The sequence below is a fragment of the Stenotrophomonas testudinis genome, from assembly GCF_024499815.1.
Lineage (GTDB): Bacteria > Pseudomonadota > Gammaproteobacteria > Xanthomonadales > Xanthomonadaceae > Stenotrophomonas.
The window spans coordinates 32,424-51,023 of record NZ_JAMOKY010000005.1 but is presented as its reverse complement, the minus strand read 5'-3'; the positions used below and the strand labels follow the sequence as shown (position 1 = coordinate 51,023).

The following is an 18,600-nucleotide window of genomic DNA, read 5'->3' as shown; positions in this document are numbered from 1 at the left end:
ATCAGGCGCGGCGTACGCCGGTGATGCGCATCCAGTCGCCGTCCTGGGTGGCCTGCAGGTCGTCGAACCACGCCGCGTAACGCTGCAGCAGTTCGCCTTCCTGACCATGCAGGATGCCCGACAGGGCGATGCGGCCACCGGCAGCGACGCGTGCGGCCAGCAGTTCGGCCAGTGCATCGAGTGCCGAGGCGAGGATGTTGGCGACCACGATCGGGTAGGTGGCCACCGGTTCGTCCTGCGGCAGGTACACGTGCATGCGGGCCTGCTCGCCATTGCGCTCGGCGTTGTCGGCGGTGGCGATCAGCGCCTGTGGATCGTTGTCCACGCCGATCGCTTCGCCGGCACCCAGCTTCAGCGCGGCCAGGGCGAGGATGCCCGAGCCACAGCCGAAGTCGAGCACGCGCTGGCCCTGCAGCAGGCCATCCACGGCCAGCTGGTCCAGCCAGCGCAGGCACAGCGCGGTGGTCGGGTGGGTGCCTGAGCCGAAGGCCAGGCCCGGGTCCAGGCGCACCACGGCGGCGTCGGCGGCCTGCGCGGCCTCGGGCAGTTCATGGTTCCACGGCACGATCCAGGTGCGGCTGCCGAAATCCATCGGCTGGAACTGGTCCAGCCAAGCGCGTTCCCAGTCTTCGTCCTCGACCGCGCGGAAGCTGCCGCCGGTCCAGTCCAGCTCCGGGTCGAAGGCTTCCAGTGCGGCCAGCAGCAACAGCGCATTGCTGTCGGCCGGGAACAGCGCGCTCAGTACAAGGGTGTCCCACAGCGGGGTCTCGCCCACGCCCGGCTCGAGGATGGCCTGTTCGTTGCTGGTGTCGGCCTCGGCATCGAGCAGGGTGACCGCCAGCGCGCCCACGTCCTCCAGCGCGTTCTCATAGCGGGGCTGGGTGGCTTCGGTGCAGCGCAGGGTCAGTTCCAGGAACGGCATGGCGGTGGGGGCAATCGCGGGAAAGGGGGCCATGCTAGACCATCCGGCCGTCTCCGTATCCCCTGAGATGCTGGCCGGGGCTGAACGAGGCCGATTCAGACAGGTCTCACGGGCCTTGCTAAACTTGGCGCTTTCCTGCCCGACGTGCCGTAACCGACCGCCGATGGCTCTCGCCCCGACCCTTAAAACCTGGTTGCTCGTGCTGCCGGCCGTGGCCGTGCTGGGCGTGGCCGGTTATCGGGCCAGTGGCCATGGCCACGCGGCGCAGGTGGACGTGGGCGCGCCGCTGGCGGTGTCCACCGCCAGCGTGCAGGACGCGCTGGAACCGGTGATGCCCGAAGCGCTGGCCCGCCGTCTGGCTGGCTTCGAGCGCAGCAGCGCGCTGCCGTCGGGCCTGCCGTTGGACATCCGCGCCGACATCGAAGGCGAGACAGATCTGTTCGCCTACGCGCAGCGTCTGAAGGCGCAGGCAGAGCAGGGCAATCATGAAGCGCGCTGGATGCTCAGCCGGGTCTACGACTACTGCGCGCAGTACGCGGTCGATCCCGGTGGCTACCGCCTGGACAACAACGTGCTGGCCGGCCTCGGCCTGAGCGCGGCGCCGGCGATGGTGCATGCGCGCGAGCGCGTGGCGCAGCGGTGCGGTGGTTTCGTGCCGGGCGACAAGCTGGGCCCGTCGCTGGTGTTCAACGAACGCCGCCGTGCGGCCCTGCAGGGCAACCTGGCCGCCGAAGCCGCGCTGTTCGCCGAGGGCGAGCCGCTGCACAGCAATGACCAGTACCGCCGCGACCTGGTGGAGCGCGTGCGTACCTCGCGCGACCCGGAGGCCTACATGGCCCTGGCGCCGGGCATGGGCGTGCGCGCTGCTGGCGACAAGGCGCTGGCCAACATGGTGGCCGGCGAACAGCTCAGTGAGATGGCGTGGCGGGTGGCTGCCTGCCAGCTCGGTCTACCGTGTGGCGCCGACAGCGTGCTGATGAACAGTTACTGCGCGAACGGAGGGATCTGTTCGCAGGATGGGACGCAGGATTTCCAGGATTTCGTGTATGACGCTGCTGTATCGCGGCAAGGTGCGGGGACGATGAACGAATGGATCAAGCAATTGATTGGAAAGAGGAACGGGCAATGAATTACCGTCGATTCCTGCACGGGGCCAAGTTCTGGTTCTGGGTGGCGTTGTTTGTCGCGTATTCGGCCGGCGCGGTTGGCCTGCTGATGATCGACACCTACGAGGATCGCTACCGGCACCTTTCCAAGGTTGAACTGACTTCGGTGAAGGCGCAGGAAGACGTGCGCCGCGCCGGTGCCAGCCAGGTGGCCGCGGTGTACCGCGCGCAGAGTGGCGCGCCGTTTGCCTCGCTGCCGGCCGGCAGCACCTTCCAGGTGGTCTGGCCCGATGGCTCCACCGAAACCATGGTGATCGTCGACCCGACCTCGCCCAATGGTGTGCGCCCGCTGGCCGAGACGCAGATTCCGGCCGAAGTCGCCGACAAGCGCTGACGCGATTCTGTAGAGCCGAGCCGACGCTCGGCTGCGCTTGCAGCAAGCCGGGCGTGGGCTCGGCTCTACAGGAAACAGGCAACAGAAAAGGGCGGGGAAATCCCCGCCCTTTTCGTGTCCAGCCGCTGGCGCTGATCAGGTCAGTGCGATCGGCTTGTTCTTGCGTTCGGCCAGGCGCTTTTCCAGGTAGTGGATGTTCTGCCCACCGCTCTGGAAGCCCTTGTCGCGCATGATGCGCTGCTGCAGGGCCACGTTGGTCTTGATGCCGTCCACCACCATCTCGCTCAGCGCCACCCGCATGCGGGCGATGGCGGTCTCGCGGTCCGGGCCGTGCACGATCAGCTTGCCGATCATCGAGTCATAGTTCGACGGCACGCGGTAGCCACTGTAGATGTGGGTGTCCACGCGCACGCCGGGGCCGCCCGGCGGATGGAAGCCGGTGATGGTGCCCGGGCTCGGCACGAAGGTTTCAGCATCTTCGGCGTTGATGCGGCACTCGATGGCATGGCCGCTGAGCACCACGTCGCTCTGCTTGATCGACAGCTTCTGGCCGGCGGCGATCTTCAGCTGCTCGGCCACCAGGTCGATGCCGGTGACCATTTCGGTGACCGGATGTTCCACCTGGATGCGGGTGTTCATTTCGATGAAGTAGAAGCGGCCGTCTTCGTACAGGAACTCGAAGGTGCCGGCGCCGCGGTAGCCGATGCGCACGCAGGCTTCGGTGCAGACCTTGCCGATCTCTTCGCGCTGTTCGGCGCTGATGCCCGGTGCCGGTGCTTCTTCCACCACCTTCTGGTGGCGGCGCTGCATCGAGCAGTCGCGCTCACCCAGGTGGATGGCGTTGCCCTGGCCGTCGGCCAGCACCTGGATCTCCACGTGGCGCGGGTTCTCCAGGAACTTCTCCATGTAGACCTCGCCATTGCCGAACGCGGCCTTGGCCTCGCTCTTGGTGGTTTCGATCGAGGTCTTCAGCGAGGCTTCGGCGTGCACCACGCGCATGCCGCGGCCACCGCCGCCACCGGCCGCCTTGATGATGACCGGGTAGCCGATCTCACGGGCGATCTTGGTGTTGGCAACGATGTCCTCGCCCAGCGGGCCGCCCGAGCCGGGCACGCACGGCACGCCGGCGGACTTCATGGCGCGGATGGCTTCGACCTTGTCACCCATCATGCGGATGGTATCGGCCTTGGGGCCGATGAAGATGAAGCCGGACTCCTCCACGCGCTCGGCGAAGTCGGCGTTTTCCGACAGGAAGCCGTAGCCCGGGTGGATGGCCTGGGCGTCGGTGACTTCCGCCGCGGCGATCAGTGCCGGGATGTTGAGGTAGCTCTGCGGCGACGGTGCCGGGCCGATGCAGACCGACTCGTCGGCCATGGCCACGTGCTTGAGGTTGCGGTCGACCGTGGAGTGCACGGCCACCGTGCGGATGCCCAGGGTGTGGCACGCGCGCAGGATGCGCAGCGCGATCTCCCCTCGGTTGGCAATGACGACTTTGTCGAGCATGGCGTGCCCCTCAGCCGATCACGAACAGCGGCTGGTCGAACTCCACCGGCTGGCCGTTCTCGCCCAGGATGGCGACGATGGTGCCGGACTTGTCGGCTTCGATCGGGTTGAACATCTTCATCGCTTCGATGATGGCCAGGGTCTCGCCTTCCTTGACCTGCTGGCCAACGGTGACGAAGGCCGGCTTGTCCGGAGCGGCCGACGCGTAGAAGGTGCCGACCATCGGCGAACGCAGCACGTGGCCTTCCGGCAGGGCCGGGCCCGGCTTGGCGGTGCCGCCGGTGGAGGCTTCGGTCGGCGACTGCATCGGCATGGCCTGCGCAGCCGGGGCGGCCGGCGCGGCGTACACCGGGGCGGGCATCGGCGCGGCGTAGCCGGCCACCGGGGCGCGCGACAGGCGCACGGACTCTTCGCCTTCCTTGATTTCGATTTCAGCCAGGTTCGACTCTTCCAGCAGGTCGATCAGCTTCTTGATTTTGCGCAGATCCATGAGGGCCTCTTTGGTTTCTATCTAGGTGAGGTAGAGCGCCGGCTGGCGCCCGGGTCGACAATCAGGTGGCGGACACCCGCAGCAGCGCCGCGTCCATCGCGTAGCGGTAGCTGTCGGCGCCGAAGCCACACACCACGCCCACCGCCTTGTCGCTGAAATAGCTGTGCTGGCGGAACGGTTCGCGGGTGTGCGGGTTGGACAGGTGGATCTCGATGAACGGCACGGCCACCGCCGCCAGCGCATCGCGCAGGGCGACGGAGGTGTGGGTGAAGGCGGCCGGGTTGATCAGGATGAACGTGGTACCGTCGGTGCGCGCGGCCTGCACGCGGTCCACCAGCACGTGTTCGGCGTTGGACTGCAGGCTTTCCAGCGCATGCCCGGCCGCAGCCGCCTGGGCGGCCAGCGCCTGGTCGATGTCGGCCAGGCTGGTGTGCCCATAGACCTCCGGCTCGCGGGTGCCGAGCAGGTTGAGGTTGGGGCCATGCAGGACCAGCAGCTTCGCCATGGAATCCGATCAACAGGAAAGGGCGGCAGTCTGGCGGAACCTGTGGATGCTGTCCAGTTCGGCGAAATTGCAGGTGTTTAAAGCAATCGTTTGAAAATCGTGAAAGCGCTTGCGGCCGTATGGGTGGCGCCGGATCAAGGCCCGCTGAACGCCATGGCGGCGGGGATGCCCGCACGAAGGCCGACGATGGCGTAAATCCGCGCCATGCGTTGATGGCCACGCCCGGTAGATCCACGCCATGCGTGGATGACCGCTCCCGGACTCAGGTCTCCAGCGGCACCGTCGGCACCACGTTCGGGAACACCTCTTCCAGCGCCTCGGTCTCGCCGGGTTTCGGCGCCGGCCAGTTGTAGGCGTTCACCGGCTGCGCGCGGTTCACCCACAGCGCGTAATACAGATGGTCGGCACGGCCATCGCCGGTATTGGGGTGGATGAGGATGGTCAGGCCCAGGCTGTTGAGCTGCAGCCACGGCACCAGCACCGGCAGCAGGTCGTTGCTGAAGCCGAAGTAGAACGACGGCGTGACATGCGGGCCGCGCGGTTCCAGGTTCCAGTTGCCCAGTTCCACCCGGAAGCGCTCGGCCGCCCAGCGCCGCAGCAGGGCCGCCTTCTGGTAGCTGTCTTCGTCGAAATAGATGTGTGCGTGGTAGCTCTTGATATCGGTATAGGCACGCGGCCGGCTGGGCAGCGGCGATTCGCCCGGACGCACGCTGGCCGGGCGCGGTGTCGCTTCGGTGGCCGTGTCCTGGCCCCAGGGGCTGTGGCCCTGTGCGGGCGGCGGCACGATCGGGCGGAAACCGGGGCGGCCGGGTTCGGTGGTGTTGGGCGCGCTGGCAGCGCTGGCCGTGCTGGCAGCGGCAAGCCCGCCCACGGCCACACCCGCCGAGGCGATCAGGCGCCGGCGCACGGGTGAGAGCAGGTCGGCCCATCCGGCGTCTTCGGCCGCATCAAAAGGTGTAGCAGAGGTATGCGGCGGCATGGCCAGCGTCCTGGTGGCGGAGCCGACACGCTCGGCGATGGGGGCCACGCCGTCCAATAAGCAGCGGGCATCAGGTGATGCCGCGCCGCTGCCACCACGTTGAGTCGTGCCCGCGGCCGGGCTAGGGTGGCCGGGCCACACACCGGACATTCGCCATGACCGCCGTTGACACCGACACCGCCCGCCGGCGCGCCGCCTTCCGCCAACTGCACACTCAGGGCTGCTTCGTGCTTCCCAACCCGTGGGACGTGGGCAGTGCGCGCTATCTGCAGCGGCAGGGCTTCCAGGCGCTGGCCACCACCAGTGCCGGCTGCGCGTGGAGCGAGGGAAGGCCCGATGGTGCCGTCTCGCTGGAAGCCACGCTGGAACACCTGCGCATGATGGCGGGTGCGACGTCGCTGCCGTTGAACGCGGACTTCGGTGATGGTTTTGGTGCGACGCCGGACGAGGTCGGCGCAGCGGTCACCGCCGCCTTGGATACCGGCATCGCCGCGCTGTCCATAGAAGATGCCAGCGGCGTAGCGGGGGCACCGCTGCGGCCGCTGGAGGAAGCCGTGCAGCGCCTGGCCGCCGCGCGGGCGGCGATTGATCGCGCCGGTGCCGACGTCCTGCTGGTGGGGCGCGCGGAAAACTTCTTCGTCGGCGTGCCTGATCTTGAAGACACCCTGCAGCGGCTGCGTGCCTACGCCGCGGCCGGTGCCGACGTGCTGTACGCACCGGGCATCACCACGCACGAGCAGATCATGGCCGTCGTTGCGGCGGCAGGATCGAAGCCGGTGAACCTGTTGGTCGGTGGGCCCACGCCGCTCACCTTGCAGGACATCGCCGCGCTGGGCGTGCGCCGGGTCAGCCTGGGCGGGGCCCTGGCGCGTGCGGCATGGGGCGGGCTGATGCAGGCCACCGATCCGATCCTGCGCGACGGCCGTTTCGACGGCCTGCAGCAGGCCGCCACAGGCGCGGCACTGAACGACCTGTTCCGCTGAGGCCATGGACAACGTAACCGCCTACGCGGCGCTGGTGAGGGAGATGGAGGCGTTGCGCCAGGCGCCGGGGCTGCTGGCCCGCGTCGATGGTCCGGCGCTTGTACGCGTGCTGGAGCGCGACGAGGGACGGCTGGAGCTGGAGATCCGCGTGCGCTGGCAGGATGCCGGACACACGGCGCTGCGGCTGGAGGGCCACGCGCGCGGCGCCAGCACCTGGAACCACCAGCACCTGCAGGAAACGATGGTGGTACCGCTGCAGTAGATCCACGCCATGCGTGGAGGGTTGCCCGCGACTGGGGTCGGAGCGCTTCTTCGAAGGGCTCCGACCCCGTTGCTTCCTCAGAACCGCGCGGTCAGACCGACGAAGAACGTGCGCGCGCCACCGTCATAGTCGTTGCCGTCTTCCAGCGTGGACGTGTCGTCCAGGTTCAGCACGCCTGCACGCAGGGTCAGGTTCTCGTTCACGTCATAGGCGGTCACCAGGTCCACCGTGGTGTAGGCCTTGGCGAAGCTCGCGCTGGACGAGGCCACCAGCTGCTTGCCGATGTGCTGCGCGCTCAGGTTCAGCTGCCACGCATCGGTGACGTCCCAGTTCAACGACGTGTTGGCGGTGATCTTCGGCACCACCAGCAGGCTGGCACCGGTGGTGCGGTTCTTCGATTCCAGCATGCGCGTGGCGTTGGTGGTCCAGCTGACACGCTCGTGCAGCGGCACGGTCACGCTGGCTTCCACGCCGCGCGTGCGGGCCTTCTGGATGTTCTGCGCCACCGTCCACCAGAAACCGTTGACGAAGCTGGTGGTCTGGCCGGGGATGTCGCGCAGCGGCACCTGTTCGATCTTGTCGTCGAAGTTGGTCAGGAAGTAGGTGGCCGACGCCGACCAGCCGCCTTGGTCAAAGCCCACGCCCAACTCGTAGTTGGTGCTCGTTTCCGGCTCCAGGTTCGGGTTGCCGGCCATGTAGCAGCCGGTGGTGCCGTCGGCGCTGACCAGGCGGCTGTTCCAGCCTTCCGGGGTCAGGCTGCCGCAGCCACGGCCACCGGACTGGGTGGCGGCACCGGCCGTTCCCTGCTTCAGGTTGGGCGCGCGGAAGCCCTTGGACACGCCGCCGCGCACGGTCCACGCGTCAGCCGGGTGCCATACGCCGTAGATGCGCGGGCTGAGGTTGTCGTCATAGTTGTCGGTGTTGTCCCAGCGCACGCCCAGGGTCAGCACGAAGCGCTCGTGCAGGGTGATGTGGTCCTCGGCGAACAGCGCCCACGAATCGGCTTCGCTGGTCGGGCTGATGCGGCTGCTGCCGGTCCAGGTCACCGGCACGGTGCCGATGGTGTCGCTGTTCTCCAGCTCCTCGCGCTTCCACTGGCCGCCGACATTGAGGCTGTGCTCGAAGCCCCAGTTGAAGCCGGTGGTGAAGGCGGTGTCGAACACCGTTTCCTTCGAGTGGTTGCCCACCGCGCTGCCCTTGTCCTTGTAATCGTTCTGCACCAGCGTGCTCTTGGACGTGGTGCTGTCGCCGTAGCGGCCATCGTGGCTGAGTACGTAACCGGTCTGCACCAGCTTGGACAGGCCCCAGGCGTAGACATCGCCCGCTCCGCTGTTGCGCTGCACGCCGCGCGAACCTTCGATCGTCAGCGCGTGATCGTCGTTGAGGCGCCAGTGGAACTGCAGGTTGGCATTTTCCGCCTTGCTGCCGGGGGTCTGGTCTTCAAGCCGATCAGACTCGCGGTCGGTGACGTTGGCGCCGATGCGCACGCCGAGGTTGTCGGTGAGCGGGCCGCTGAACAGCGCTCCCATCTGCGTGGTGTCACCGCGCGAATCCGAATCCGGCTTGCTGTAGTTGTAGGTCACCGATCCACCCCAGTGGTCGGCGATCTTGCGGGTGATGATGTTGATCACGCCGCCCATCGCATCCGAGCCGTACAGCGAGGACATCGGGCCACGCACCACTTCGATGCGCTCGATCATGTCCGGCGTCAGCCAGTTCAGATCCTGCGGGCCGAGATCGTCGCGGTAGTTCACGCCGGAGGAATTGCCCTGGCGGCGGCCGTCGATGAGGATCAGCGTGTACTGCTCGGGCAGGCCGCGCAGACGGATCTTCGACTGCGTACCGGACAGTGCGTAGCCGCCGGTCACGCCCGGTACGGTGCTCAGCAGCCGGCCGATGCTGGTGACCGGCTTGCGCTCGATCTCCTCGCGGGTGATGACGCTGATGCTGGCCGGCGCATCCTTGATCCACTGCTGGGCGCCGGTGGCGGTGACCACCACGGTGTCCATCTGCTTGGCCGACGAGGCGTCGGCGGCGGCATCAGCGTGGGCGGTGCTGGCCAGTGCAAGACCAATCGCGGCGGTCAGGGCGGCAACGGAACGACGGGATTTCAAAACGGCGTGCGACATCGCGCAGTACTCCTGTTGAGGGTCCACTGGCGATGGCTGGGACGTCCGTGTGTAGGGGTTTCAGAATTCTTTAACAATCGTATCACGAATCATTCGCATTTGAAGTGTGGTGACATATCTATTTCCGTGTGGGCGGCATGCCAGGGAGGGCCAGCGAGTCGAAATCAGCGTCCTGCGGGGCGTACTGGTGGAATTCCACCTGCTAGTTACCATTGGTAACTAATCAGCCCACAGGTCCTTCCCATGCACAGCCTCATCGTCGTCGCCCATCCTGATTCCGCTTCGCTTACCCATGCCGTTGCCGCGCGCATCCGGCAGGCCATCACCGGTGCCGATGCGCGCAACAGCGTGACCCTGGCCGATCTCGCCGCCGAGGGCTTTGATCCCCGCTTCAACGCTGCCGACATTGGCCTGTTCAAGCAGGGCGCGGCGGTGCCGGACGACGTGGCCGCCGAGCACGCGCGGCTGGATGCCGCCGATACGCTGGTGCTGGTCTATCCGCTGTACTGGTGGTCGTTCCCCGCGCTGCTGAAGGGCTGGATCGACCGGGTGTTCACCCAGGGCTGGGCCTACGCCGACGGTGCCGACGGCAAGGTGGAAAAGAAACTGCAGCGCCTGCAGGTGCATCTGGTCGGCATCGGTGGCGCGGGCGCGGAGATGATCGAACGCCGCGGTTACGGTGCGGCAATGAAGACACAGATCGACATGGGCATCTTCGATTACTGCGGTGCCACCGTGCACTCGTCCACGCTGCTGCTGGATGCCGACAGTGGCCAGGCCGCGGCGCATCTGCAGACCGCCACCGACATCGGCCGTACCATAGGCACACCTGCCTGATGATGTAGAGCCGCTGCATGTCCACCGCCGCCACGCCCACCCGTCGCCGGATGTCACGCGAACAGCGTGGCCGCCAGCTGCTGGATGTGGCCTGGACACTGGTGGGCGGCGAGGGCACCGACGCGCTCAGCCTGGGGCGCCTGGCCGAGGCGGCCGGCGTGACCAAGCCGGTGGCCTACGATCACTTCATCACCCGCAATGGCCTGCTGGCCGCGTTGTATGCGGACTACGACCAGCGCCAGACCGCCGTGTTCGATGCACGCATCGGCGCGGCACCGGCGCGCCTGCACGAGCGTGCGCAGGCCATCGCGTCGGGCTACATCGACTGCGTGCTCTCGCAGGGCAGCGACATCCAGGCGATCCTCGCCGCATTGGCCGGTTCGCCCGAGCTGCGCGACGTGCGCCACCGCTACCAGCAGGATTTCGTCGAGCAGTGTGCGCAGTGGCTGGGTCCGTTCGCGGCCGACGGCGCCGTGCCCGTGGCTGGGCGCTGGGCGATTCTCGGTGCCGCCGAGGCCCTGTCCGAAGCGGTTGCGGCCGGCGCGCTGCTGCAGCCGGATGCGGAAACAGAACTGCAACGGCTGATCGTCGAGACCGTCAGCCGCGCGCGCTGATCGCCACGCCACGCTGCAGCTGCGCGAAACCCTCCTGCAGGCATTGCTGCACCCACGCGTTCCGCGCTTCCCGTGTGGGCGCGCCAAGGGTGATGTTGATCAGCCGGTGCGTTGCTTCTTCGCTGTCGCGGCACGCGGTCGCCGCCAGGCAGAAGCCCGCCGCGCGGGTATAGCCGGTCTTCAGCCCATCGATGCCCTCACTGCCCAGCAGCGTGTTCTGGTTGTCCTTGCAGAACGTGCCGTGGCTGAAGTGGCGCTGGGCAGTGATGGCCAGCACCTGCGGATGATCGGCCAGCAGCCGCGCGGCGAGCATCGCCATGTCATGCGCGGTCGACACATGGCCCGGCGTGGTGATGCCCGAGACCGAGACGAAGTGCGTATCGCGCAGGCCCATGCGTGCGGCGGTGTCATTCATGTGCTGCACGTAGGCAGCCTCCGAACCTGCCAGGTGGCGGGCCAGCGCCAACGCGGCATCGTTGCCGGATACCACCATCAGGCCTTCCAGCAGGTGGCCCAGGGTGACGGTCTCGCCCGGCACCAGGCCCATCCGCGTTTCATCGGCGGCCACCGCATGCACGTCACACGCATCGATCACGGTGCTGTCCGTCCACGCGTGAGCCTCGCGTGCGATGGCCTCATAGGCCACATGCGCGGTCATCAGCTTGGTCAGCGAGGCGGGCGCACGCGGCAGCCTGGCATCGTGCTGCTGCAGGATGCGCAGCGTGGCCGCATCCACGGTGATCGAAGAAAGTGCCGGTATCGGCGAAGCAGGCAGTGACATCATCAACACGATAGCGCGCAGCACGCAGGGCGAAAAGCCGCACGAATCTGCAACATTGCAATGATATAACGTGCCGCTGTGGGCGGTGTCGCCGCCTTTCGTACTGCAGGAATCTCCATGACCCGACCCCTCGCGCGACGCTGGCTGTGCCCGTCGATCCTGGCGGCGCTTGCCGCGCTCACTGCCTGCCAGCCCAATGCGCGTCCCGATGCGCAGGCGGCCACCGCGACGACCGCCGAGGCGCGTCCGCACAACGTCATCGTGATGATCAACGACGGCGCCGGTTGGGGTACCTGGGATGCGGCGGCCTACTGGCAGTACGGCAGCCGCGAAGGCGCGCCGTACGCGGCGTTCCCGCAGCGCCTGGCGGTCACCACGTTCCCGCTCAACGCCAGTGGCCAGCCCACCCGCGATGATTCGCAGCGCATCGGCTACGACCCCGTGCTGGCCTGGGACACCACCGAGGTGCCGGCGCCCGATCTGCCGTTCGTCGCCTACCAGTACCTGGCCGCGGTCGCCACCGACAGCGCCGCTGCGGGTACCGCGTTGTCGTCGGGGGTGAAGACCTACAACAACGCCATCAACTACAACAACGATGGCCAGCCGGTGGAGTTCAACACCCTGCGCGCCAAGGCGCTGGGCATGGCCACCGGCGTGGTCACCTCGGTGCCGTTCCCGCACGCCACGCCGGCGGCGTTCGCGGCGCAGAGCGAATCGCGTAACAGCTACCACCAGATCGCCCACCAGATGCTGGCCCAGGGCCACATGGATCTGGTGATGGGCACCGGCGGCCCCGGCTACAGCGTCGACGGCACACCCTGCGTGGACGGCATGGACAAGGTCGCCGCCGAAGGCTGCCAGAACCCGTGGGAATGGGTGTCGCAGCAGGATTGGCAGCAGCTGGAAGCGGGCACGCCGATTGCCGGCAATCCGTCCGGCGCGTGGCGCCTGATCCGCAGCAAGGACGACTTCGCCGCGCTGGCCGATGGCCGCCTGCCGGCCGACCGCCCGCTGATCGGCGTGCCGCGCGTAGCCAACACCCTGCAGCAGGCGCGCCAGCTGCCGGTGGTCGGGCGCGATGCCGCCACACCGTCGGGGGTGAAGAAGATCGACAGCGTGCCTGACCTGGCCACGATGACCCGCGGCGCGCTGCGCTTCCTGCAGCAGCGTTCGCCCAAGGGCCTGTTCCTGATGGTTGAAGGCGGTGCCACCGACTGGGCCGCGCACACCAGCGCCTGCGGTACCGAGTGGCACTACGGTACCTGCACCGACCAGCCGCAGTACGGCCGCCTGATCGAGGAAACCGCCGAGTTCAACGATGCGGTGTCGGCAGTGGTGGCGTGGATCGAGCAGAACGGTGGCTGGGAACGCAACCTGCTGATTGTCACCACCGACCACGACAACAGCATGCCGATGGGCCCGGACGCGCAGAAGGTGGCCTTCGATCCGGTGCGCAACAACGGCCGCGGGCAGATGCCGGGCATGAGCTTCCGCCCCACCGGCAACCACTCCAACGGCCTGGTGCCGCTGTGGGCCAAGGGCAACGGTGCCGAACTGCTGGGCCAGCGCGTGCGCGGCGTCGATGCCGGCTACCGCCAGCATGTGCGCTGGAACGACGGCAGCTACATCGACAACACCGACGTGGCCAAGGCCGTGCAGGACGCCCTGCAGCGCTGACCGCCCCCTGTAGAGCCGAGCCCACGCTCGGCTGCTCTTCGCGGGAACCTGCACACGGCAGGTTACGCCCGCGCGGCAAACGTACCGTGGAAGCCCAGCGGCACCGCGTACGGCAGCCAGGCCTGCGCCAGCGGGCCGTCCTGCACATGGCGCGCATCCAGCACGGCAATACCGCTGCGCTTGTTCACCGGATCCAGCAGCGTTCCGACCAGCCAGCCATCATCCGGGTTGCGGCTGCCGGGGCGGGGCACGAACACATGTTCCTCCGCCATGATGTCGCTGCCATAGCGCCACACCTGGCGGCGGCCACGCTCCACGCCGAAGGCGGCCACCGCGTTGAAATAGGGCGTACTGCTGGCGCCATCGACGGTCGGTGCGTACAGGCGGGCCGCGCGGCTGTCGGGCGTGCGCGGGTCGAACAGCGGGAATTCCACCGTGCTGATGCCGGTGTCCTGCCAGCGCGCCTGGCCACGGCGCAGGTCCAGGTGCAGTTCCACCAGGGTGCTGTGGCCGTTGGTGGCGTGGGCGCCGTCACCGGCCATCGCTTCCTTCATCGGCGAACGGGCTTCTTCCATGTTGTCGCGGCGCACGGCGCGCACCACGATGCCGTCCTTGCTGCGGTGTGCATCGCCGAAGTGGTAGATCGCCGCGAACGGTGCTTCAAACCACTGCGCCTTGTCCGGCGCGTCCTTGGATACCACCGCAATAGTGGCCGCGCGCTGCGGGGCGAACTGCATGCGTTCGAAGAAGCTGCCGCCGCTCTCATTGAAGTCGAACGGCGCCAGCACGAAGACCAGGTGCTGGTCGGTCATGGTGAAGGCATGCAGGTAGCCACGGCCCGGCGTGGCGATCACATCGGCGCTGATCAGCTGGCCATCCTTGCCGATGTGCCACACCAGCAGGCCGGCGCCGCCCATCAGGCTGATCGAGCCGAAGTTCCAGACGCTGCCATCGCGGTCCACCAGCGGGTGCGCCGAGAACGGCAGGGCCGCCAGGTCGGGGCGCCAGGTCACCGGGCCGATCGTCTCCAGCGAGTCGGGATGCACCTCGAACGCCGAGCCGGATTCGCACAGGGCGAACACGCGGCCATTGAGCGCCATCACCGACGTGTTGGCCACGTTGGCATCGTCGTTGTTGCGCACGGCCTGTGCGTTGGGGACGCTGGTACCGGCGGCGGGGTAGAGGAAGCGACCGGCCTTCTGCTCGCGGGTGAACTTGGGCGTGGCCACCATGCGTGCTCGGTGGGTCAGGCTACCGTCGCCGTTGAAGTGCCAGCCGTGGACCATGCCGTCGCCATCGAACCAGTGGTCGTAGCGCAGGGTGCCGCGCTCGCTCCACGCCGGGCCGTTGCGGTACAGCGTGCCGGCCAGGCCGGCGGGCAGCCGGCCCTGCAGCTGCACCGTGGCCGGGCCCAGCGTCTCGCTGCTCACCCCGCGCCAGCCCAGCAGCCATGGATGTTCCTGCAGGCCTTGGGCGAACTGAGCCGGGTCGTTGGCGAAGGCCGGGGCGCTGCGCAGGGCGGTGGCGCCCAGGGCCAGGCCAGCGGTGCTGCTGATCAGGGTGCGGAGGAAGCGGCGACGATCCATGGCGGGCCTCGGTGCGGTAGGGAGAATCAGCGCAGGGTGATGTCGATGGCGGTGCCGGCGGCGGGCACCGCGAAGCGTGCTTCCTCGAAGGTCGGCTTGCGCATCACCTGCGGGTTGTTGCTGAAGCCGTAGCCTTCGATCGGCATGCCCACCAGGTTGGTGTCGAGCTTGCCGTTGTCATTCTCGTCGTGGGTCAGCAGCACGGCGTAGTTGCCGGCCGGCAGATCCTTGAAGGTGAACTGCAGGGTGCCGCCCTGCGGGTGTGCATGCTGCGCCTGCACCGGTGCGGCCTTGCCGTTCCAGGCATTGTCGGAGGACACCAGAGCGGCGCGCAGGGTGCCGGTCTGGGCGCGGACATCGTGCACGTTCACGGTCAGTTCGGCGGCATGGGTGCCACCGGCAAGCAGCAGGCCAGCGAGCAGGGAGCAGGTCAGGGCGGTGCGGATCATGGCGGCAGTTCCGTCTGGAGGTGTGGGGCCAGTCTGCGCCGGGGCCTGGCCCGGGTTCAGGGCCAGTGGTCATCGATCCGACGTGCCAGAAGTCACTTTCTGCGCTGGACCCATTGCCGGCAGGGGCCCGGGCCGGTCAGCATGCCGCCATGCCCAGCCTGCTCCGCCATCTCCTACGTCCCCTCAGCCTTGCCGGCGTGATCACCGTGCTGGTAGTCGGCCTGTCATTCGGCGTGCAGCGCAGCGGGGCCGGATCAAGCCTGCTGCTGCTCGGCGCCTTCCTGCTGCTGTTCAAGGTGCACGGCTGGGTCGGGCTGCCGACACGCCTCCGCGCGGTCGTTGCCGTGCTGCAGGCGCTGCTGGCGGTCGCCCTCATCGCCCTGCAGCCACGCACCGGCACGGCACCGGTGCTGCTGGTGGTGCTGGTTGCGCAGCTGGCCGAGCACTGGCCGCCGCGCTTCGTGCTGGTGGTTGCGCTGCTGGCCAACCTGGCCGAGTACGCCGTGCTGCGCCACAGTGGTTTCACCCAGCCGCTGCTGGTGGTGCTGCTGTACGGCGGCTTCCAGGCCTTCGCCGCGCTGACCGCGCACTACGCGCGCAGCACGGCGCTGGCCCGCGACGAGCTGGCGCGGGTCAATGCCGATCTGCTGGCCACCCGTGCCCTGCTGGCCGACAGCGCCCGCGATGCCGAGCGCCTGCGCCTGGCGCGCGAACTGCACGACGTGGCCGGGCACAAGCTCACCGCCATGCGCCTCAACCTGCGTGCGCTGGCCGCCGATCCGGTGCTGGCCGGACGCGAGGGCCTGCAGACCGCAGAGCAGCTGTCCGGCGAACTGCTGGCCGACATCCGCCAGGTCGTGCAGTCCATGCGCGATGATCGCGGCCTGGACCTGGACACCGCCCTGCATGCGCTGGCCGCGCCGTTTCCGCGCCCGCGCCTGCAGCTGCGGATTGCCGAGGGCGTGCGGGTCACCGATCCACGCACGGCCGAGACGGTGCTGCGCCTTGTGCAGGAAGCCCTGACCAACGCCGCACGGCATGGCGAAGCCGATAACGTATGGCTGACGATGAGCGAAGAGGATTCCCGGTTGCGTATCGATATCCGCGATGACGGCCAGCGCGCCGAGCGCATCCGCGAGGGCAATGGCATTTCCGGCATGCGTGAGCGCTTGGCCGATGTGCAGGGGCACCTGGAGCTGGCCCGTACCGAGCAGGGCGGCATGCACCTGATCGCGCGGTTGTCGGCATGAGCGGCGCACCGATCCGCGTCGCCCTGGCCGATGACCAGGCCCTGGTCCGCGCCGGCCTGCGCGCGCTGCTGCAGGGCCTGGGCGTGCAGGTGGTGCTGGAAGCCGAGGATGGCCAGGCGCTGCTGGATGCACTGGCCACGCAGCAAGTGGACGTGGTGCTCAGTGATATCCGCATGCCCGGCCTGGATGGCATCGAGGCACTGCGCCAGCTGCGAGCGCGTGGCGACACCACGCCCTGCCTGCTGCTGACCACCTTCGATGAAAGCAACCTGCTGCTGCGCGCCAGCGAAGCGGGTGCGCAGGGCTTCCTGCTGAAGGACGCAGCGCCGGCCGACCTGCGCGAAGCCATCGAGCGCGTCGCCGCCGGCGAAACCCTGCTGCTGCCGGTCAGTACCGAACCGGTGCGCTCTCGCTACCGCTTCCACGACGAGGCGCCACCAAGCGATACCTTCGGCGAACGCGAAGTGGCCATCCTGCGCCTGCTGGCCGGTGGCTACAGCAACAAGGAAATCGCGCGCAGCCTGTTCCTGGCCGAAGGCACGGTGAAGAACTACGTGTCCAGCATCCTCGACAAGCTGGGCACCCGCGACCGCACCCGCGCGGTGCTGAAGGCGATTACCCTGCGCATCATCTGAAGCGGTATGGTGCGACGATGAACCCCGTCATGCACGTCGAGATTCCGGTGGTCGACCTGGCCCGCGCCATCGCGTTCTACCAGCGGTGGCTGCAGGTGGAGATCGATGCCCCGGTGGAAGTGCACGACTGCACGATGGCGTAACTGCCGTTCGACGACGATGCAGGCGGTGCCAGCATGGCGCTGGTCCATGGCGCGGATTACCTGCCGTCCGAGCGGGGCACGCGCATCTATGCCGGTGTGCAGGATCTCGATGCCAGCCTTGCCCGTGCGCTGCAGGCGGGTGCCGCGCTGCGATTCGGCCCCGCCGAGGCAGGGGCCTGGCGCGTGGCGGAGATCGCCGACAGTGAAGGCAACCGCATCGCCGTGCAGGCCCCGACAACAGCCTGACGCCCATCTGTAGAGCCGAGCCCACGCTCGGCTGCTGTTGGCCCGTAGAGTCGAGCTTGCTCGACTGCTCCGCGCACCCAGTCGAGCAAGCTCGACTCTACCCGGCTGTCGCCTGCCACCGCTGCAGCCACCCGGCAATGGCCGGATCCAGCCGCGCATCGTCCGGCAGCCGCACGCCAAAGCGTTCCTGCAGCACCTGCCGCACATCGGCCACATCGCGCAACGCCCGCTTCTCCGGCGCCTGGTCCGGGCGGTATTCGGTGTAGTTGCCACTGCCCAGCGTGCGCCGCCCCTCCGGCCAGGTCAGTGAAGCACGCAGTTCCCCGGGGAAACTCGAGTGCGGATGCGTGCACACATACCAGTTGCCCACCTCATTGTCGGCCGCCGCCGGCGACGTCAGGTCGAACCGGTACAGCGACCGCCAGTCGTCACCGCTGCTGGCCGCCAGCAGGTAATCGCCATCATCCAGGCACTGTAGCCGGTAGCGTTCATGCGGCGTGTCCTGTGCGGCTGTTTCCCGCAGGCGCAGCGGCACGCTCGGGGTCAGGCTGCCGAAGCCGGTATCAACCAGCCAGTCCTCGCCGTCCAGCCGCACCCGGATCAACAGGTGGGTACGTGGGGTCAGTTCGCCTTCGGCGGCCGACAGCAGCACGCGCGCGCTCAGTGCATGGGCATCGAAGCCCAGCGCCTGCAGCAGCACGAGGAAGGCGCCATTGAGCTCGAAGCAGTAGCCCCCGCGCTGCGCGTCCAGCAGCTTGCGCTGCACGCTGTCCAGGTCGATCGGCACCGCATCGCGCAGCAGGCAGGTGAGGGTCTCGAACGGCACATGGGCGTTGTGGCGCTGCTGCAGCAGGGTCAGCCCGGCCAGGGTGGCCGGCGGCGCGGCCGGCAGCTGCAGGCGCTGCAGGTAACGGGGGATATCGAGCGTGGTCATGACGGCGCCAGGCGGGGCAGGGACACCTACTGTGCAACCGCAACCGGGGTTGAGGTCAAGGGCAGGGCGCCGATGTCATCGCCCCGTCGCCTGCGGCCGGTACAAAGACCGTAAGCGCGCCCCCGGGGGGCAGTTCTCGAAAACAATTCTAAAGTCCCGCTGATCCAGGTCGATA

General features: G+C 68.1%; 21 protein-coding genes. 11 read left to right on the top strand and 10 right to left on the bottom strand.

Annotated features, from left to right (window positions below):
• Position 1: 1 nt before the first annotated feature.
• Positions 2 to 922 carry a 50S ribosomal protein L11 methyltransferase gene (gene prmA / locus NQ204_RS04985; RefSeq protein WP_108770187.1) on the bottom strand — a complete coding sequence of 307 codons (921 nt, stop codon included), beginning with the start codon at positions 920 to 922 and terminating at the stop codon, positions 2 to 4.
• Positions 923 to 1,085: 163 nt separating this feature from the next.
• Here prmA and NQ204_RS04980 point away from each other — a divergent pair, with 163 nt between their 5' ends.
• Both NQ204_RS04980 and NQ204_RS04975 read left to right on the top strand, forming a co-directional pair.
• Positions 1,086 to 2,051 (top strand): hypothetical protein, encoded by a 966-nt coding sequence (locus tag NQ204_RS04980; RefSeq protein WP_116862874.1) that lies wholly within the window; start codon positions 1,086 to 1,088, stop codon positions 2,049 to 2,051.
• Positions 2,048 to 2,422, top strand: coding sequence for a hypothetical protein (locus tag NQ204_RS04975; protein WP_108770185.1), 375 nt, complete (start codon positions 2,048 to 2,050; stop codon positions 2,420 to 2,422). The genes NQ204_RS04980 and NQ204_RS04975 overlap by 4 nt, the downstream gene beginning before the upstream one ends.
• 135 nt (positions 2,423 to 2,557) lie before the next feature.
• Here NQ204_RS04975 and accC read toward each other — a convergent pair whose 3' ends face one another.
• From accC to NQ204_RS04955, 4 genes are all read right to left on the bottom strand, one after another.
• Positions 2,558 to 3,925 carry an acetyl-CoA carboxylase biotin carboxylase subunit gene (gene accC / locus NQ204_RS04970; RefSeq protein ID WP_116862873.1) on the bottom strand — a complete coding sequence of 456 codons (1,368 nt, stop codon included), beginning with the start codon at positions 3,923 to 3,925 and terminating at the stop codon, positions 2,558 to 2,560.
• Between the two features lie 10 nt (positions 3,926 to 3,935).
• Complete coding sequence (gene accB, locus NQ204_RS04965; RefSeq protein WP_079223759.1) at positions 3,936 to 4,415, bottom strand: acetyl-CoA carboxylase biotin carboxyl carrier protein; 480 nt, start codon at positions 4,413 to 4,415, stop codon at positions 3,936 to 3,938.
• A 61-nt stretch (positions 4,416 to 4,476) separates the two neighbouring features.
• Positions 4,477 to 4,920, bottom strand: a complete 444-nt coding sequence (aroQ, locus tag NQ204_RS04960) for a type II 3-dehydroquinate dehydratase (RefSeq protein ID WP_116862872.1) — start codon at positions 4,918 to 4,920, stop codon at positions 4,477 to 4,479.
• 262 nt (positions 4,921 to 5,182) lie between these two features.
• Positions 5,183 to 5,899 (bottom strand): DOPA 4,5-dioxygenase family protein, encoded by a 717-nt coding sequence (locus NQ204_RS04955; RefSeq protein ID WP_256643246.1) that lies wholly within the window; start codon positions 5,897 to 5,899, stop codon positions 5,183 to 5,185.
• A gap of 155 nt (positions 5,900 to 6,054) precedes the next feature.
• Between NQ204_RS04955 and NQ204_RS04950 the strand changes: the two genes are divergently transcribed.
• Both NQ204_RS04950 and NQ204_RS04945 read left to right on the top strand, forming a co-directional pair.
• The gene (locus NQ204_RS04950; RefSeq protein WP_256643245.1) at positions 6,055 to 6,882 is read left to right on the top strand and encodes an isocitrate lyase/PEP mutase family protein; all 828 of its coding nucleotides are present in this window, start codon (positions 6,055 to 6,057) and stop codon (positions 6,880 to 6,882) included.
• 4 nt (positions 6,883 to 6,886) lie between these two features.
• Positions 6,887 to 7,144, top strand: coding sequence for a hypothetical protein (locus NQ204_RS04945; protein WP_116862870.1), 258 nt, complete (start codon positions 6,887 to 6,889; stop codon positions 7,142 to 7,144).
• Positions 7,145 to 7,221: 77 nt separating this feature from the next.
• Here NQ204_RS04945 and NQ204_RS04940 read toward each other — a convergent pair whose 3' ends face one another.
• Positions 7,222 to 9,273, bottom strand: coding sequence for a TonB-dependent receptor domain-containing protein (locus NQ204_RS04940; RefSeq protein WP_256643244.1), 2,052 nt, complete (start codon positions 9,271 to 9,273; stop codon positions 7,222 to 7,224).
• A gap of 243 nt (positions 9,274 to 9,516) precedes the next feature.
• On the opposite strand from NQ204_RS04940, the gene NQ204_RS04935 reads away from it, so the two are divergent.
• Positions 9,517 to 10,110, top strand: coding sequence for an NAD(P)H-dependent oxidoreductase (locus NQ204_RS04935; protein WP_116862869.1), 594 nt, complete (start codon positions 9,517 to 9,519; stop codon positions 10,108 to 10,110).
• 17 nt (positions 10,111 to 10,127) lie between these two features.
• Entirely contained in the window at positions 10,128 to 10,724 is a 597-nt protein-coding gene (locus NQ204_RS04930) for a TetR/AcrR family transcriptional regulator (RefSeq protein ID WP_243402646.1), read from the top strand.
• Here the strand turns inward: NQ204_RS04930 and NQ204_RS04925 are convergent.
• Positions 10,708 to 11,505, bottom strand: a complete 798-nt coding sequence (locus NQ204_RS04925; RefSeq protein ID WP_256643243.1) for a D-alanyl-D-alanine carboxypeptidase family protein — start codon at positions 11,503 to 11,505, stop codon at positions 10,708 to 10,710. The genes NQ204_RS04930 and NQ204_RS04925 overlap by 17 nt on opposite strands.
• Positions 11,506 to 11,622: 117 nt before the next feature.
• Here NQ204_RS04925 and NQ204_RS04920 point away from each other — a divergent pair, with 117 nt between their 5' ends.
• A complete protein-coding gene (locus NQ204_RS04920) occupies positions 11,623 to 13,182 on the top strand; it encodes an alkaline phosphatase (protein ID WP_256643242.1) in 1,560 nt (519 codons plus the stop codon).
• 62 nt (positions 13,183 to 13,244) lie between these two features.
• On the opposite strand, the gene NQ204_RS04915 is transcribed toward NQ204_RS04920, so the two are convergent.
• Complete coding sequence (locus NQ204_RS04915) at positions 13,245 to 14,768, bottom strand: carotenoid oxygenase family protein (protein WP_256643241.1); 1,524 nt, start codon at positions 14,766 to 14,768, stop codon at positions 13,245 to 13,247.
• Positions 14,769 to 14,794: 26 nt separating this feature from the next.
• Positions 14,795 to 15,217, bottom strand: coding sequence for a DUF2141 domain-containing protein (locus NQ204_RS04910; protein ID WP_116862864.1), 423 nt, complete (start codon positions 15,215 to 15,217; stop codon positions 14,795 to 14,797).
• A 149-nt stretch (positions 15,218 to 15,366) separates the two neighbouring features.
• On the opposite strand from NQ204_RS04910, the gene NQ204_RS04905 reads away from it, so the two are divergent.
• From NQ204_RS04905 to NQ204_RS04890, 4 genes are read left to right on the top strand one after another with little or no spacing between them, the layout of a single operon-like run.
• Positions 15,367 to 16,467 (top strand): sensor histidine kinase, encoded by a 1,101-nt coding sequence (locus tag NQ204_RS04905; protein ID WP_256643240.1) that lies wholly within the window; start codon positions 15,367 to 15,369, stop codon positions 16,465 to 16,467.
• Positions 16,464 to 17,102 (top strand): response regulator transcription factor, encoded by a 639-nt coding sequence (locus NQ204_RS04900; protein WP_116862862.1) that lies wholly within the window; start codon positions 16,464 to 16,466, stop codon positions 17,100 to 17,102. Before NQ204_RS04905 ends, NQ204_RS04900 begins: the two co-directional genes overlap by 4 nt.
• 17 nt (positions 17,103 to 17,119) lie before the next feature.
• Positions 17,120 to 17,245, top strand: a complete 126-nt coding sequence (locus tag NQ204_RS04895) for a VOC family protein (RefSeq protein ID WP_256643239.1) — start codon at positions 17,120 to 17,122, stop codon at positions 17,243 to 17,245.
• A gap of 33 nt (positions 17,246 to 17,278) precedes the next feature.
• Complete coding sequence (locus tag NQ204_RS04890; RefSeq protein WP_243402645.1) at positions 17,279 to 17,491, top strand: VOC family protein; 213 nt, start codon at positions 17,279 to 17,281, stop codon at positions 17,489 to 17,491.
• 97 nt (positions 17,492 to 17,588) lie between these two features.
• Here NQ204_RS04890 and NQ204_RS04885 read toward each other — a convergent pair whose 3' ends face one another.
• Complete coding sequence (locus NQ204_RS04885) at positions 17,589 to 18,425, bottom strand: arylamine N-acetyltransferase family protein (RefSeq protein WP_256643238.1); 837 nt, start codon at positions 18,423 to 18,425, stop codon at positions 17,589 to 17,591.
• Between the last annotated feature and the right edge of the window lie 175 nt (positions 18,426 to 18,600).